The 14,337-nt window shown below is 66.4% G+C and carries 15 protein-coding genes; 4 read left to right on the top strand and 11 right to left on the bottom strand.

The genetic code is table 11. The features are described 5' to 3' along the window. Positions 1-11: 11 nt before the first annotated feature. The gene (gene argS / locus ACV7GQ_RS00945) at positions 12-1,748 is read left to right on the top strand and encodes an arginine--tRNA ligase (protein WP_470311691.1); all 1,737 of its coding nucleotides are present in this window, start codon (positions 12-14) and stop codon (positions 1,746-1,748) included. A 24-nt stretch (positions 1,749-1,772) separates the two neighbouring features. Here argS and ACV7GQ_RS00940 read toward each other — a convergent pair whose 3' ends face one another. After that, positions 1,773-2,594, bottom strand: coding sequence for a MinD/ParA family ATP-binding protein (locus tag ACV7GQ_RS00940; protein ID WP_470311690.1), 822 nt, complete (start codon positions 2,592-2,594; stop codon positions 1,773-1,775). 163 nt (positions 2,595-2,757) lie between these two features. On the opposite strand from ACV7GQ_RS00940, the gene ACV7GQ_RS00935 reads away from it, so the two are divergent. Next, positions 2,758-2,913 (top strand): FmdB family zinc ribbon protein, encoded by a 156-nt coding sequence (locus tag ACV7GQ_RS00935; protein ID WP_470311689.1) that lies wholly within the window; start codon positions 2,758-2,760, stop codon positions 2,911-2,913. 32 nt (positions 2,914-2,945) lie between these two features. Here ACV7GQ_RS00935 and ACV7GQ_RS00930 read toward each other — a convergent pair whose 3' ends face one another. Beyond that, on the bottom strand, positions 2,946-3,374 hold the full coding sequence (locus ACV7GQ_RS00930) for an ester cyclase (protein WP_470311688.1): 429 nt from the start codon (positions 3,372-3,374) through the stop codon (positions 2,946-2,948). A 291-nt stretch (positions 3,375-3,665) separates the two neighbouring features. Between ACV7GQ_RS00930 and prf1 the strand changes: the two genes are divergently transcribed. Further along, positions 3,666-4,919 (top strand): peptide chain release factor aRF-1, encoded by a 1,254-nt coding sequence (prf1, locus tag ACV7GQ_RS00925; RefSeq protein WP_470311687.1) that lies wholly within the window; start codon positions 3,666-3,668, stop codon positions 4,917-4,919. 123 nt (positions 4,920-5,042) lie between these two features. After that, positions 5,043-6,308: a right-handed parallel beta-helix repeat-containing protein gene (locus tag ACV7GQ_RS00920; protein WP_470311686.1), complete on the top strand. Its 1,266-nt coding sequence runs from the start codon at positions 5,043-5,045 to the stop codon at positions 6,306-6,308. A 179-nt stretch (positions 6,309-6,487) separates the two neighbouring features. Here the strand turns inward: ACV7GQ_RS00920 and ACV7GQ_RS00915 are convergent, their stop codons facing one another. The 9 genes from ACV7GQ_RS00915 to ACV7GQ_RS00875 form a co-directional block, all read right to left on the bottom strand. Further along, the gene (locus ACV7GQ_RS00915) at positions 6,488-6,880 is read right to left on the bottom strand and encodes a DUF6276 family protein (RefSeq protein ID WP_470311685.1); all 393 of its coding nucleotides are present in this window, start codon (positions 6,878-6,880) and stop codon (positions 6,488-6,490) included. Between the two features lie 39 nt (positions 6,881-6,919). Then, positions 6,920-7,612 (bottom strand): V-type ATP synthase subunit D, encoded by a 693-nt coding sequence (locus ACV7GQ_RS00910; RefSeq protein WP_470311684.1) that lies wholly within the window; start codon positions 7,610-7,612, stop codon positions 6,920-6,922. Positions 7,613-7,892: 280 nt separating this feature from the next. After that, on the bottom strand, positions 7,893-8,648 hold the full coding sequence (locus ACV7GQ_RS00905; RefSeq protein WP_470311683.1) for a bacteriorhodopsin: 756 nt from the start codon (positions 8,646-8,648) through the stop codon (positions 7,893-7,895). A 190-nt stretch (positions 8,649-8,838) separates the two neighbouring features. Further along, positions 8,839-10,254, bottom strand: a complete 1,416-nt coding sequence (locus ACV7GQ_RS00900) for an ATP synthase subunit B (RefSeq protein WP_470311682.1) — start codon at positions 10,252-10,254, stop codon at positions 8,839-8,841. A 2-nt stretch (positions 10,255-10,256) separates the two neighbouring features. Continuing rightward, positions 10,257-12,017 (bottom strand): ATP synthase subunit A, encoded by a 1,761-nt coding sequence (locus ACV7GQ_RS00895; RefSeq protein ID WP_470311681.1) that lies wholly within the window; start codon positions 12,015-12,017, stop codon positions 10,257-10,259. Positions 12,018-12,019: 2 nt separating this feature from the next. Then, on the bottom strand, positions 12,020-12,343 hold the full coding sequence (locus tag ACV7GQ_RS00890; protein WP_470311680.1) for a V-type ATP synthase subunit F: 324 nt from the start codon (positions 12,341-12,343) through the stop codon (positions 12,020-12,022). Continuing rightward, the gene (locus ACV7GQ_RS00885) at positions 12,340-13,416 is read right to left on the bottom strand and encodes a V-type ATP synthase subunit C (RefSeq protein WP_470311679.1); all 1,077 of its coding nucleotides are present in this window, start codon (positions 13,414-13,416) and stop codon (positions 12,340-12,342) included. Before ACV7GQ_RS00885 ends, ACV7GQ_RS00890 begins: the two co-directional genes overlap by 4 nt. Then, positions 13,413-13,997, bottom strand: a complete 585-nt coding sequence (locus ACV7GQ_RS00880; RefSeq protein ID WP_470311678.1) for a V-type ATP synthase subunit E — start codon at positions 13,995-13,997, stop codon at positions 13,413-13,415. The genes ACV7GQ_RS00885 and ACV7GQ_RS00880 overlap by 4 nt, the downstream gene beginning before the upstream one ends. A 21-nt stretch (positions 13,998-14,018) precedes the next feature. Next, complete coding sequence (locus tag ACV7GQ_RS00875; RefSeq protein WP_470311677.1) at positions 14,019-14,276, bottom strand: F0F1 ATP synthase subunit C; 258 nt, start codon at positions 14,274-14,276, stop codon at positions 14,019-14,021. Between the last annotated feature and the right edge of the window lie 61 nt (positions 14,277-14,337).

The raw sequence follows: 14,337 nt of genomic DNA, 5'->3' as shown, positions 1-14,337 counted from the left end.
ATACACCCGGTATGTTTCTACAGATGCGTGCGGAGGTCGAGGACGCCCTCGAAACCGCACTGGACGCCCTCGACCTCCCGACGGAGGACCTCGGCATCGAGGAACCGCCGGAAGACGTCGACGCCGTCCTCGCGTCGAGCGCGGCGTTCCGACTCGCCGGCGAGGTCGGTGCGCCGCCGCCGAAGGTCGCGGCCGACGTCGCCGACGCCGTCGACGTCGACTCGCTGACCTACGTCAGCGCCGTCACGACGCAGGGACCGTACGTGAACTTCCTCCCGAGCGACGCCTACTTCGCGGAGACGCTCGACGCGGCGACCGACGACGACTACGGCCACCTCCCCGACCGCGAGACGAGCGTCGTCGTCGAACACACGTCGGCGAACCCGACCGGCCCGGTCCACGTCGGCCGGGCCCGGAACCCCATCATCGGCGACGCGGTGGCCCGTGTGCTCGACTACGCCGGCTACGACGTCGACCGCCACTACTACGTCAACGACGCCGGCCGCCAGATTGCGGTGTTCACGTGGGCCTACGAGACGTTCGACGAGTCCGACCTCCCCGACCCCGAGCGTGACTCCCCCGAGTACGAGATGGTCCGCTACTACCGGAAGGGCAACTCCTTCCTCGAGGACGGCGACCCCGACGAGGTGGAGGCCGCCGAGGCCGAGATACAGGCCATCCTGCAGGGCCTCGAGGCGGGCGACGAGGAGGCGTACGAGCGCGTCGCCGAGGTCGTCGACACCGTGCTGGGCGGGATGCAGGCGACGCTGGGCCGCCTCCCCGCCGAGTTCGACGAGTTCGTCAAGGAGACGCGGTTCATGCGCGACGGGAGCACCGACGAACTGGTCGACCGGCTGCAGGAGCTTGACTGCGCCGTCTACGAGGACGACGCGTGGCAACTCGACCTGCCCGACTTCGAGAAGAACCTCGTCTTCCTCCGCTCGGACGGCACGTCGCTGTACACGACCCGCGACCTCGCCCACCACGAGTGGAAGTTCGACAACTACGACCGCGCCGTCACGGTGCTAGGTGAGGACCACAAGCTGCAGGCCGACCAGCTCTCGGCCGCGCTCGACCTGCTGGGCAACGACACCGACCAGCTCCGGCAGGTGTTCTACTCGTGGGTCAACCTCCCCGAGGGCGGGATGAGCACCCGCGAGGGGACCGGCATCGACCTGGACGACCTGCTGGACGAGGCCATCGCCCGCGCCCGTGAGGAGGTCGAGTCGCGGCTCGACGACCGCTCGCGCGGCGAACTGGACGACGAGGACGTCGAGCGTATCGCCCACCAGGTCGGTATCGGTGCGGTCCGCTACGACATCGTCTCGAAGCAGCCGACGAAGGGCATCACCTTCGAGTGGGACCGCGCGCTGGACTTCGAGGCCCAGTCCGCCCCCTACGTCCAGTACATCCACGCCCGCTGCTGTGGGATTCTGGACGAGGTCGAGACGGTCCCGAGCGACCCGGACGTCGACGCGCTGACCGAGCCCGAAGCACGGGACCTGCTTCGCGTCATCGCCCGGTTCCCCGCGGTCATCGATGAGGCCGCCGAGGACCTCCAACCCCACAGCGTCGCCACCTACACCCGCACGCTCGCCGAGACGTTCAACGCCTTCTACCGGGAGTGTCCGGTGCTGGACGCCGACCCAGAGACGCGGGCGGCACGGCTGGCGCTCGTGGCCAGTACGCGCCACACGGTCGCCAACGCCCTCGATGCCGTCGGGGTCGAGGCGCCGACGTCGATGTGAAGCGGGTGGAAAACGCCGAAGCCGTCAGTTGAACAGGCCGAAGACGCCGCCGCCCGACTCCTCCTCGTCGGTGTCCGCCTCCGTGGCCTCCTCCTCGTCGACGAACCAACTGTCGTCGACGATGGTGTCGACGTCCTCCTCGACGGTCGCCCCCTCGAAGAACAGGCCCTCGAGCGCGTCGGTCAGGCGGAGGTAGGCGTCGGCGGCGGGACTCTCGGGGTGGTTGAGGACGAGGGGCTCATCCGTCGTCGCCTGCGTGTCGTCGGGGACGACGGCCAGCAGCGGGAACTCCAGCCGGTCGGCGATGGCGGCGACGTCCGTGTGCCGGGTGACGCGGTTGATGATGGCGCCGATGACCTTCCCGTCGATGCGCTCGGCGAGCTCGGCGGTCTTGACGGTGTCGCCGACGGCGACGTCGTCGGGCGTGGTCACGAGGACGATGCCGTCGGCCAGTCCCAGCGGGACCGCCACCTCGTGGCTCAGCCCCGCACCCGTGTCGATGAGGACGACGTCGTAGGCGTTGCGCAGGGTCTTGATGACCTTCCGGAGCTTCGCGGGGTCGGCGTCGGCGAACGCCTCCAGCGACTGCTCGCCGGGGATGACCGTCAGCCCACCGGCGGCGTCCGTCAGCGCCTCGCTGACCGCCGCGTTGCCCGCCAGTATCTCGTGGAGGCTCTGTTCGGGTTCGACGGCCAGCATCGCGCCGAGGTTCGCCATCCCGAGGTCCGCGTCGACGACGGCCACGTCGTAGCCGAGTTCCTGCAAGCCGGCACCGACGTTGACCGCGGTCGTCGTCTTCCCGACGCCGCCTTTCCCGCCCGCGACAGTACATACGTACCCCGCCATAATCTGATTGTGTGTCCCCTGTACGGGCACTCATATAAACCCGGCTGTCCCTGCGTCTGCGTGCCACACCCTGGCCAGACGGGCGGAGTCGAGCCGGAACTCCGCACGTGTTTCGGTAACTAGTACCACTATTTAACCCGCACCAGTTGGAACTTCTACATTTATGGTGCTGGAAACGCTCAAAGGCCTCCTCAGGCCGGAAACGACCTACACGTACCGCTGTTACGACTGCGGTCGGGAGTTCGAGTCCACGGCGCTGCGACACGACGCCGAGTGCCCCGACTGTGGCGGGCCACCAGAGCCGGGTTGGCAGGAGTGAGGGCGGGTGGCCCTCTCGGCCGCCGACCGCGCTCACACCCGCAGGTGTGCCGGCGGGTCGAACGCCTCGAGTTGCTCCAGAAGCCCCAGTCGGTCGGCTTCGAGCCAGATCTCCGCGATCTCGTCGTCGGCGATGCGATACATGACGAGTCCGGTCCACTCGACGGTGTGACCGGTCGGTTCGATGCCCTGATAGGTCCCCGAGTGTGTCCCGCTGACGGTGTACCTGACGACCACCTTGTCGTCCTGGGCGACGACGTGGTCCGTCTGTCCCGCGTAGTCCGGGAAGGCCTCGAAGTGGACGTCGAGGAACTCCAGGATCTCGTCGACGCCCCGCAGTGTCTCGTGGGGGCCGTGTTCGACCACGTCGTCGGCGAGGATGTCGGTCATCGTCTCGCGGTCACGCTGGTTGAACGCGTCGAGATACCGCCGAACCAGTGCCGTGTTGGCTTCTGTGGACATTGTCGTACCTCGTGCGCGCCCTGCCGAGAACGTCGGTGTCCGACGAGTGCCGTCGGTACGCACCTCGGCTATCGTTCGCTACTCTGTTAATTGTTACCACAGTACAATTTCGTCGGGTGCGCGTCCGTCGACCGACGACGCCGAGTCACTCACCGTCCGGCGGTACTGCCGCCGCCCGGGACGCAGACGCACGCACTACCGGTTTGCGGGCCGTTCGGCCGTGCTCTGTCTCGGAGGGTCGCGCCCCTCGCTGTCAACAGGTTCTTACGCAACGTCGGCGAAAACAGGGTAATGAGCGAGCAGGAAGGACAGGAGCAGTCGGACAAACAGAAGTACGAGTTCCGGAAGGTAATCGAGGAACTCAAAGGCTACCAGGGCTCGGGGACACAGCTCGTCTCTATCTACGTTCCCGAGGACAAGCAGCTGAGCGACGTCGTCGCCCACGTCACTCAGGAGCACTCCGAGGCCTCGAACATCAAGTCGAAGGACACCCGCACCGCGGTGCAGGACGCCTTGACCTCCATCAAGGACCGCCTGCGCTACTACGACACCGCACCGGCGAACGGGATGGTGCTTTTCTCCGGCGCCATCGACACCGGCGGCGGCCGCACCGACATGGTGACCAAGGTGCTGGAGAGCCCGCCGGACCCCATCCAGTCGTTCCGCTATCACTGCGACTCGAACTTCCTCACCGGGCCGCTGGAGGAGATGCTGGCCGACAAGGGGCTGTTCGGCCTCATCGTGCTGGACCGTCGCGAGGCCAACGTCGGGTGGCTGAAGGGCAAGCGCGTCGAACCGGTCAAGTCCGCCTCATCGCTGGTGCCCGGCAAACAGCGCAAAGGGGGTCAGTCCGCCCAGCGGTTCGCCCGTCTCCGGTTGGAAGCCATCGACAACTTCTACCAGGAGGTGGCGGGGATGGCCAACGACCTGTTCGTCCCCGACCGCCACGAGATGGACGGCGTCCTCGTCGGCGGCCCCTCGCCGACGAAAGACGAGTTCCTCGACGGCGACTACCTCCACCACGAGCTACAGGACATGGTGCTGGGGAAGTTCGACGTGGCCTACACCGACGAGTCCGGCCTCTACGACCTCGTCGACGCCGCCGACGAGGTGCTGGCCCAGCACGAGATGCTGGAGGACAAGCAGGTCATGGAGGAGTTCTTCAAACAGCTCCACGACGGCGACAAGGCCACCTACGGGTTCGACCAGACGCGGCAGAACCTCAACATGGGCGCCGTGGAGACGCTTCTCATCTCCGAGGACCTCCGGAAGGACGTCGTCGCCTACACCTGCGAGAACGGCCACGACGAGTTCGAACTCATCGACAGCAGCACGGCCACGCCCGACCACGACTGTACGCGGTGTGCCGCGGGCGTCGACGCAGAGGAGGGCGAGCGCGAGGACGCCATCGACCACCTGATGGAGCTGGCCGACCAGCGCGGCACGGAGACGATGTTCATCTCGACGGACTTCGAGAAGGGCGAACAGCTCCTGACCGCGTTCGGCGGCGTCGCCGGACTCCTGCGGTACTCGACGGGCGTCTGAGCCCCGTCCGCGACCCGGATTCTCGACAGCTAAGCCCCGATTACCGGCCATCGGGCGGCGCAAAGACGGTCCTACTCTGAGTGGCACCTCGATAACAATACGGCCGCTGCCTGACCGGTCGGTATGTACCGCGAAACAGCCGCGAGACCCGGCACTGTCGTGCTGTACTGTCTCCTCGGCGTCGGACTGTGCGTCGGCCTCGCACTGGCCGGGACGGGCCTCGCCCAGCAGTCGACCGGCGGCGGGACGCCGGTGTCGTCGTGTACCGTCGTCGACGACCCCGGTCGGTACGAGCTGACCGCGGACCTCTCGGCCGAGGGAGGCGTCTGCCTGTACGTCCGGTCGGACGACGTGACCATCGACGGGAACGGGCACGCCGTCACGGGGAGCGGGTCCGCCGACGGGACCGGCATCCTCGTGTTCAACGGGACCGCCGAGCAGCGTCGCCGCGGCCCCGAACTGTCGAACGTCACCGTCCGCGACGTGCGCGTCGAGGGCTGGCGGACCGGCGTCGCGCTCGGCGTCTTCGCTCGCGACGGTCCCCGGGCGACGCTCGAGGACGTCACCGCGACCGGGAACCGGTTCGGCGTCCGGGTACTGGACGCCGACGGGTCGACGCTCCGGAACGTCACCGCGAGCGGCGGGTCCGACGGCGTCCTCCTCTGGGAGACCGCCGACGTTCGCGCCACGGGCCTCGCGGTCACCGGCAACGACGACACTGGCCTGTATCTCGCACAGGAGGTGACCAACAGCGCGTTCCGTGACGTGACCGCGCTCGACAACGACGACGAGGGGGTCTATTTCTCGACGGCCGTCGCTCGGAACCGACTGTCTGGGGCGCGCGTGCTGGCAAACGGCGGCCCCGGTATCGAGTTCGCCGACAGTGCCGGGAACGTCGTCACGAACGCGACGGTGGCGGGCAACAGCGGCCCCGGCGTCCTGAGCGACCCCGCGGACGAGGACAGACTCCGGACCGTGACGGTCCGGGACAACGGTGGTGGTGCCTACTTGAGCAGGAGCGCCGTCGGCGGCGTCGTCGCCGAGGACGTCCGCCTCGGCACACGGACGACGGTGGACTGGACCGGCGGTGTCGAGCGAATCGCCGTGGTGTCCACGCCACCTGCCCCGCCCGCGAACGCGACGGTCGTCAGCGACGGCGTGCGCCTCAGGACGGCCGACGGGCGCAACGCGACGGTCGATGTCCGCCTCGGCTACGACCGACAGGCGGTCACGCGGACGGGCGGGCGCGTCGCCCTCTGGCAGTGGACGGACGGGAACTGGACGCGACGCTCGAACGCCACGGTCGACGAGCGCACCGGCACCGTGTCCGGGTCGGTCGAGGCCGACGGGGTCGTCGCCGTCCTGTCCAGTGGTACCGACACGGACTGAGACGGGACGGCCACGGCGCTGGTCGGTCGGTCAGAATGGGGAACGGGGGTGGACGGAACGGCGTAGTGGGGGTAGTGGGGAGGCCGTCCGTCCGCGAACGGATACACACGCTCGGAAACTGCGCCTAGATACAGTCGTGGTCACTACTAACCCGTTGTACCTTACTAGTGAGGTAGTCTTCAGAGCAGTTGTTCGAGCTGGTGGCGTCGGCGCGCGAGGTCGACGTGGGCGTCGTCGCCGTAGTTGTCGGCCAGTCGGTCGACGACGAGCAGCGGGTCGGTGCCGGCCCGTTCGACGCGCTCGAGCAGCGCCGTGATTTCCTGTCGGTGGAGCGCCAGCGAGTCCAGCAACCCCAGCAACAGCACCATCGGGACGCCGGCCGCGGCGTCGCTGGGCATCGCGTCGTCGATGATCGTCAAGTCGGGCGTGGACTCGGGCGGGTCCTCGGACGGCCCCATCGCCAGACAGGTCCGACAGATGGTCGCACCGGCGGCGTTTCCGGGAAGGTACTCGCGGAGTTCGGCGGGAACTGGGACGGCGAGCGTTTCGCCACCACACTCGGAACAGGACATAGAGAACAGACGGACGGCGTGTGGATAGGTATACCGGCCTCAGTCGTCCGCGGCCAGCGGTTCGACTTCCTCGTCTTCGTCTTCCTCCGCGGCGAGCGCGTCTTCCTCTTCCTCCTTCTTGGCCTTGATCTTCTTCATCCGGAAGATCTCCTCGCGCTCCTGTTCCTCGAGCTTCTGCTCGATGTACTCCTTGTTGTCGTAGAGGTCCGGGAGGAGTTTGAACTCCAGCGCATTGACGCGGCGCTTCGTCGTCTCGATCTCCTCGAGCATCTTCTTCATCGCCGTCTCCACCTCGGCCGCGAGGATGATGTTCTCGATGAGCTCCTCGTAGGCGTCGGCGGCCTCGTCGATGCGGGCGGAGGTCCCCATCACGCCGTAGCCGCGCTCGTCCAGCGACTTGCGGACGCCCTTCGAGTCGATCTGCGGGACGACGACGCCCATGATGTTCTTCGACTGCGTGGTCAGTTCGGGGTGCTCCTTCAGGGCGGCCGCCGCGCCCCGGACGGCGACGTCGCCCTCCATCGCGCGGGCCATGTTGATGGCGCGCTGTGCGCGGTCGTAGGAGTCGTCGAGGTCGTCACGGACGTCCTGTGCCTGGTCGAGGATGTCCATGAACTCCATGATGAGGCCGTCACGCTTCTTCTCCAGCGTGTCGTGCCCACGCTCGGAGAGTTCGATGCGGTCCTCTATCTGCATCAAGTTCTTCCGGGTGGGTTTGACGTCCTTCGCCATTACCGGGCCGTTTCGGGCGTAGCCAGTTAACCGTTTTCAGTCGGCCCGGGCCGATAGCGGTGGCTATCCGGTGTGGACGGCGAAAAAGCGGGGGTCGACCGCTCGTCGGACACTGCGCGACGTCTGTCGTCGAACCCCCGGCGGCTGGTTGGCCGGATGGAGGCGGTCTGCCGTCACTGCCCACCATCCCCGCGACGGAACTCGCGGCGAGTCCCGCGGTCGACCGTTCTATCGGCGCGAGGGCCGCTCGAGGCGGCGTCCTCGCACTGCGCAGGTCAGCCTAGTCGTCGGCGGGCGTCGCGCCCGTCGGCGCGCTCTCCGCGGCGCCGTCGAGCACGCTGTGGCTCCGCAGGAGGATGAACCCGAAGCCGACCTTCGCGACGAGGTCGATGACCATGAACCCGGCCGTCTCGATACCGATGCCGACGAGACCGAGTCCCTCGGTACCGACGAGCCACCAGACCGGGTATATCAGCCAGACCACGGTCACGAGATTCCGCAACGTCCGGAACGTACTCTGTGTGTCGCTCGGTAAGTCGCTGACCCGACCGGACAGCGAACTGAACAGGAAGTACAGCAGCACGAGCAGGAACGCCGTGCTGATGCCCCACCACACGAGGCGTTCGGCGCCGGGCGAGATGACACCGCTCCCGGCCGACAGCGTCGCGAGGACGCCGGTGCCGATCATCAGGACGTCGAGGCTGACCAGCGTCGCGATGGTGTTGCGGTCCGCCCCGGCGAGCAACCCGAGGTCGTACAGCAACAGCGGCGTCGTGAACAGCCAGTCAGTGTACCGTGCCCAGTAGATGGGCGCTTCGGGGTCGTTCGGCAACTCGATTATCGTCAGGCCGAACCCGAGTGCCATGGCGAGATAGTTTACGAACGCTATCGCCGTTATCAGTATCGTGGCGATGTAGAACTTCTGTCGCCGTTCGTTGGTCTCTCCCCACCCTCGGCCGATGAAGTACAGCATGCCGAGGAACATGCCTGCTGTGCCGAGCCAAAGCCATATCGATTCGCCTCCTGGTTGTGGCATAGTGCATCCGTACTTTAGACTGCACAAGTAAAGTTTAATGTACCCAAACAGTTTGGTGACAGTCGACAAATATTGCGGCCCCGCTGCTTCCAAATTCTGGGCTGGATCGAGTCACATCGAAGAATCGGCGATTCGGTCGGCCCCGAAAGCGACCGGAACGGCGGTCGGCAGGACGGCGACGGAGCCGGCGTCAGTCGGCGGCGACTTCTTCAGCCTGCTCTTCCTCGCGGTAGTGCTCCTCGATGAGCTCCTCGTCGATGCGGTTGAGTGCGTCCTTCGGGAGCATCGAGAGCAGGTCCCAGCCGAGTTCGAGCGTCTCGTCGATGTCGCGGTCCTCGTCGAAGCCCTGGTCGACGAACTCGTCCTCGAAGCGGTCCGCGAAGTCGAGGTACTTGTTGTCGAGCTCGGAGAGGGCCTCGCGGCCGACGATGTTCACGAGGTCGCGCAGGTCCTCACCCTCCGCGTACGCGGCGAAGATCTGGTCCTTGACGTCGGCGTGGTCGGCGCGGGTCAGCCCCTCGCCGATACCGTCGTCCATCAGGCGCGACAGCGACGGCAGGACGTTGATCGGCGGCTGGACGCCCTGGCTGTTGAGGTCGCGGTCGATGTAGATCTGGCCCTCGGTGATGTACCCGGTCAGGTCCGGGATCGGGTGCGTGTCGTCGTCGCCCGGCATCGTGAGGATGGGGATCTGGGTGACAGACCCCTCGCGACCCTCGATACGGCCGGCCCGCTCGTAGAGCTGGGCCAGGTCCGTGTACATGTACCCGGGGTAGCCACGCCGGCCGGGGACCTCCTCACGCGCGGCACCGATCTCGCGCAGTGCCTCGCAGTAGTTGGTCATGTCCGTCAGGATGACCAGCACGTGGTAGTCCTTCTCGAAGGCGAGGTACTCGGCCGTGGTGAGCGCGAGTCGCGGCGTGATCGTCCGCTCGACGGCGGGGTCGTCCGCGAGGTTCATGAAGACGACCGAGCGTTCCAGCGCACCGGTGCGCTCGAAGTCGTCCATGAACTCGTTGGCCTCCTCGGCCGTGATACCCATCGCGCCGAAGATGACGGCGAACTCCGAACCGTCCTCGTCGTCGCCCTCCTCTTCTTCAGGCACGGAGGCCTGACGGGCGATCTGGAGCGCGAGGTCGTTGTGGGGCAGCCCCGACGCCGAGAAGATGGGGAGCTTCTGCCCGCGGACGAGCGTGTTCATGCCGTCGATGGCCGAGACGCCCGTCTGGATGAACTCCTCGGGGTACTCCCGCGAGAAGGGGTTGATAGCCGCGCCGACGATGTCCTGGCGCTCGTCGGGGACGATCTCGGGCCCGCCGTCGATAGGCTGGCCGGTCCCGTCCAGCACCCGCCCGAGGAGGTCCTCGGTGACGGGCATCTTCATGGTCTCGCCGAGGAAGCGGACGGAGGCGTCGCGGTCGATACCCTCCGTGCCCTCGAACACCTGGATGGCGACGTAGTCGCTCGCGGATTCGAGCACCTGGCCACGGCGCGTCTGGCCGTCGCCGGTCTCGATCTCGACGATCTCGTCGTACCCGACCGGTTCGTCGGTCTCGACGAAGACCAGCGGTCCGCTAATCTCTGTGATTGTCTGGTACTCTTTCATTGTTAGTACAGCTCCCGGAGCTCCGAGGTGATGTCGTCCTCGAGGTCGTCGACGTACTCGTTGTAGTCCTCCTGGACACCGATACGGTTGAGCCGCGGGGCGGCCTCGATGTCGGTGATCTCCTCGACGGGGACGCCGGCTTCGAGCGCGTCGAAGGCGGCGTCGTTGTACGTCTTGATGGCGTTCATGATGCGGTACGTCTTCTCGGGCTCACAGTAGGTGTCCGTCGGGTGGAACGCGTTCTGCTGGAGCCACGCCTCACGCAGGTAGCGGGCGATCTCCAGCGTGAGCTGCTGGTCCTCGGGCAGCGCGTCCTTCCCGACGAGCTGGACGATCTCCTGCAGTTCGGCCTCCTCGTCCAGCGTGTCGATGGCCCACTGGCGCGTCTCCGGCCAGTCCTCCCGGACGTTCTCGACGAACCACGGGTCGAGCTGGTCCCGGTACAGCGAGTACGACTCGTTCCAGTTGATGGAGGGGAAGTGCCGGCGTTCGGCGAGGTCGGCGTCCAGCGCCCAGAACGTCTTGACGATACGCAGCGTGTTCTGGGTGACCGGCTCCGAGAAGTCCCCACCCGGCGGGGAGACGGCCCCGATGACCGAGACCGACCCCTCGGTGTCGTTGATGTTCTGGAAGTAGCCGGCGCGCTCGTAGAACTCGCTCAGGCGAGCGGAGAGGTACGCGGGGTACCCCTCCTCGCCGGGCATCTCCTCGAGACGCGAGGAGATCTCGCGCATGGCCTCGGCCCACCGGGAGGTGGAGTCGGCCATCAGCGCGACGTCGTACCCCATGTCGCGGAAGTACTCCGCGATGGTGATACCGGTGTAGACGCAGGACTCACGCGCCGCGACCGGCATGTTCGACGTGTTCGCGATGAGGCAGGTCCGGTCCATCAGGGCGTTGCCCGTGATGGGGTCTTCCAGTTCCGGGAAGTCCTCGATGACCTCGGTCATCTCGTTGCCACGCTCGCCACAGCCGACGTAGACGACGATGTCCGCGTCGGCCCACTTCGCGAGCTGGTGCTGGGTGACCGTCTTCCCGGAGCCGAACGGACCGGGGATGGCCGCGGTCCCACCTTTCGCGATGGGGAACAGGCCGTCCAGCACGCGCTGGCCGGAGATGAGCGGTTCCGTCGGCGTCTCCTTCTCCTCGGCCGGGCGCTGACTGCGGACCGGCCACTCCTGACGCATCTGGATCTCCTCGCCGTTGTCCAGTTCGACGACCGTCTCCTCGACGGTGAAGTTGCCGGACTCGGTCGAGGCGACCTCGCCGCCCTCGTAGTCGGGCGGGACCATCACTTTGTGGTCGATGCTGGGCGTCTCGGGGACGATGCCGACGATGTCGCCGGACTCGACCGTGTCGCCCTCCTCGACGGTCGGCTCGAACTCCCAGGTCTTCTCCAGGTCGATACCCGGCGCGTCGACACCGCGGTCGAGGTACGCCGAGCCCATCTTCTCCTCGAGGACGTCGAGCGGGCGCTGGACGCCGTCGTAGATGGCGTCGAGCATCCCCGGCCCGAGGTCCACGGAGAGGGGTGCGCCGGTCCCTTCGACCGGTTCACCCGGGGAGACGCCGGACGTCTCCTCGTACACCTGGATGGTGGTGATGTTGCCTTCGATCTCGATGACCTCGCCCATCAGCCCTTCCGAACCGACGTAAACGACGTCGTTCATCCGGGCGTCGAGGTCTCGAGCCGTTACGACCGGTCCCGAGACGCTTTCGATGATGCCGTCCTCGCGGACGTCGGATTCTGTTGCTTGACTCATAGTTAGTCTTCGTCCATCAGGTCGATACCGATGGCTCGTTTGATCTGTTCACGCAGTCCGCCGCTGCCGGTGCCGCCGCCGAGCGTCACCAAGACGGGTTCGACGCTCGTCTCGGCGTCCTTCCGGACGCCACGGGAGAGGTGCTCCAGGTCCTCGTCGTGCATCACCACGATGCCGACGTCGTCGTCCGTGAGCATCTCCTCGACGGCGTCGTCCAGCCGCTCGTCTTTCTCGTCTGCGGGCACGTCCGCGAACTTGCGGACGCCCGCCAGTCGGAACCCCGTCGTGAACTCCGGGCTCCCGATGACTGCTATCTCCTGGCTCATAGTATCACCAGTTCCTGTTCGATCTCGTCGGGTCCGAGTCCGGCCTCCCGGCCGCGTGCGATGGCGCGGATGTTGTCGACCTCTCGTTCCTTCGAGAGGATGTACGACAGCACCGGACAGACCGACAGCGGGTAGCGGTTCGACAACTGGTGTGCGTACTCGAGCAGCGCCACGTCGAGCGCGCGCTCGAAGTCGATGAGGTTCGAGGCGTCCTCGAGCGTCTCGAGGGCCTCCTCTAAGTCGTCACCGTAGGTGCTCTCGCGGACCACGTTGACCAGTTGGTCGGTGTCGCTCGCCAGCTGGGCGAGCGTCCGCTCGTCGAACAGCCGACCGCCGTCGATGTAGTACTCGCCGGGGTCCACGTCGGCCCCGCTCCGGGCCAGTCGCAGCGCGTTCCGGAGGTTCCGGAAGTCGACTTCGGCCTGGAGGAACTCGACGTACAGCGCCGTCGCGCTGCCGGCTTCCGGGCCGCTGGGCAGGTCTGCGAGCAGCGTCTCGTAGAACGCACGGTCGACGGCGTTCTCCAGCGGGACGAGGACGCCCGACTCCTCGAAGTCCGCGTACGCCTCTTCGAGTGAGTCGCCGAAGATGGTCCCGTCGAGCGCCTCGACGACTTCCTCGATGCTCTCGAGCGTGAGTAGCTGGTCGAGGAGCTTGTCGTCGAACTCGCCGGCACGGATGAGGTCGTCGTCGACCTCCGACTCCTCGGCCTCGGAGTAGACGCCACGGATGACGGTCTTGACGTTCCAGGCGTCGAACTTCCTGAGGTACCGGGCGACGTAGTCGTACAGCTGACCTTCGGCCCAGTCCAGCAGGTCGTGGAAGTGCTTCGCCAGGTTCCGGTTGAGCGCGTACTCGACGAGGTCGATACCGGAGTACCGCGACCCGAGTGCGTTCATCTCGGTCTCGTACTCGGTCTCCTCCATGAAACGGGCGATTTCGCCCGTCCCCATGCGAACGAGTTTCCGGTAGTCGTCGTCGTCGAACAGCGCCGCTCGACGGGCGCGGACGCGGGCGACGACGTACTCGTAGTTGCTTCCCTGGCCGCGCTTTGCCGATCCTCGCGAGCTCATTGGTCTTCGAAGAGTCGCTCGCTGATGTCTTTCAGATTGTCCTCCCAGACTCCTTCGAGGATGGAGTCGAACGTGTTGTTCACACGAACACGAGAGGCTTCGCTCTCGACGATTACCCCGCCGAGGCAGTCGTGCTCCCCGGCGAACGTTGCGTCGTCGTAGTCTGTGAGGACATCTTCGAGGAGGTCCTGGTCCTCGGCGCGCCCGTGGACCGCCAGCTGCGCGTCGTCGTCGAACTCGGCGACAGCGCCGTCGAGCAAGGTACGAGTCAGCTCCTCTCGGCGCTCGCCCTCGAGGTTGGCGAGGGCGTCCTCGACGTCTTCGCGTACGTCCTCGAGGACGTCGCGACGGGCGCCGAGGCGGGCCTGCTTTGCCTCGAGTTTCGCCGAAGAGAGACGCTGTTCGCGCTCCTGCTCGATTTCGCGTTCGACCGCCGCTTCGCGCTCCTCGCGGATGCGTTCGGCGTCGGCCTCGGCCTCGGAGATGATGTCGTCAGCATGCTCCTCGGCCTCGTCGCGTATCTCGTCTGCACGCGCGCGGGCCTCGTCTCGAATGTCCTCTACGACTGTTTGAAGACTCATTGTTGGAAAAGGGAGGGGTGATTAGACGACGAAGACGACCACCAGCGCGAGAATGACGAGTGTCTCCGGGAGGACCGTCAGGATGAGGCCACGCCCGAACATACTCTCGTCCTCCGCGACGGCACCGACGGCGGCGGCTCCGATACCACGCTCGGCGATACCCGCACCGAGCGCAGCGAGACCGACCGCGAGTGCGGCACCGGCTGCCGGGGGGATAGCTGGGGCACTGGCACCTTCCTGCAGTACAGCGTTGACGACGAGTGCGATAGTTTCTATCATGGATGTGAACTATTGGATTGGTCGTATCCGAACAGGCGTATGTGATTCCACGTAGTTCATA

This window comes from Haloarcula sp. MBLA0163, assembly GCF_055632435.1.
The sequence above is the reverse complement of the archived record's forward strand: the minus strand, read 5'-3'. Positions and strand labels throughout refer to the sequence as shown.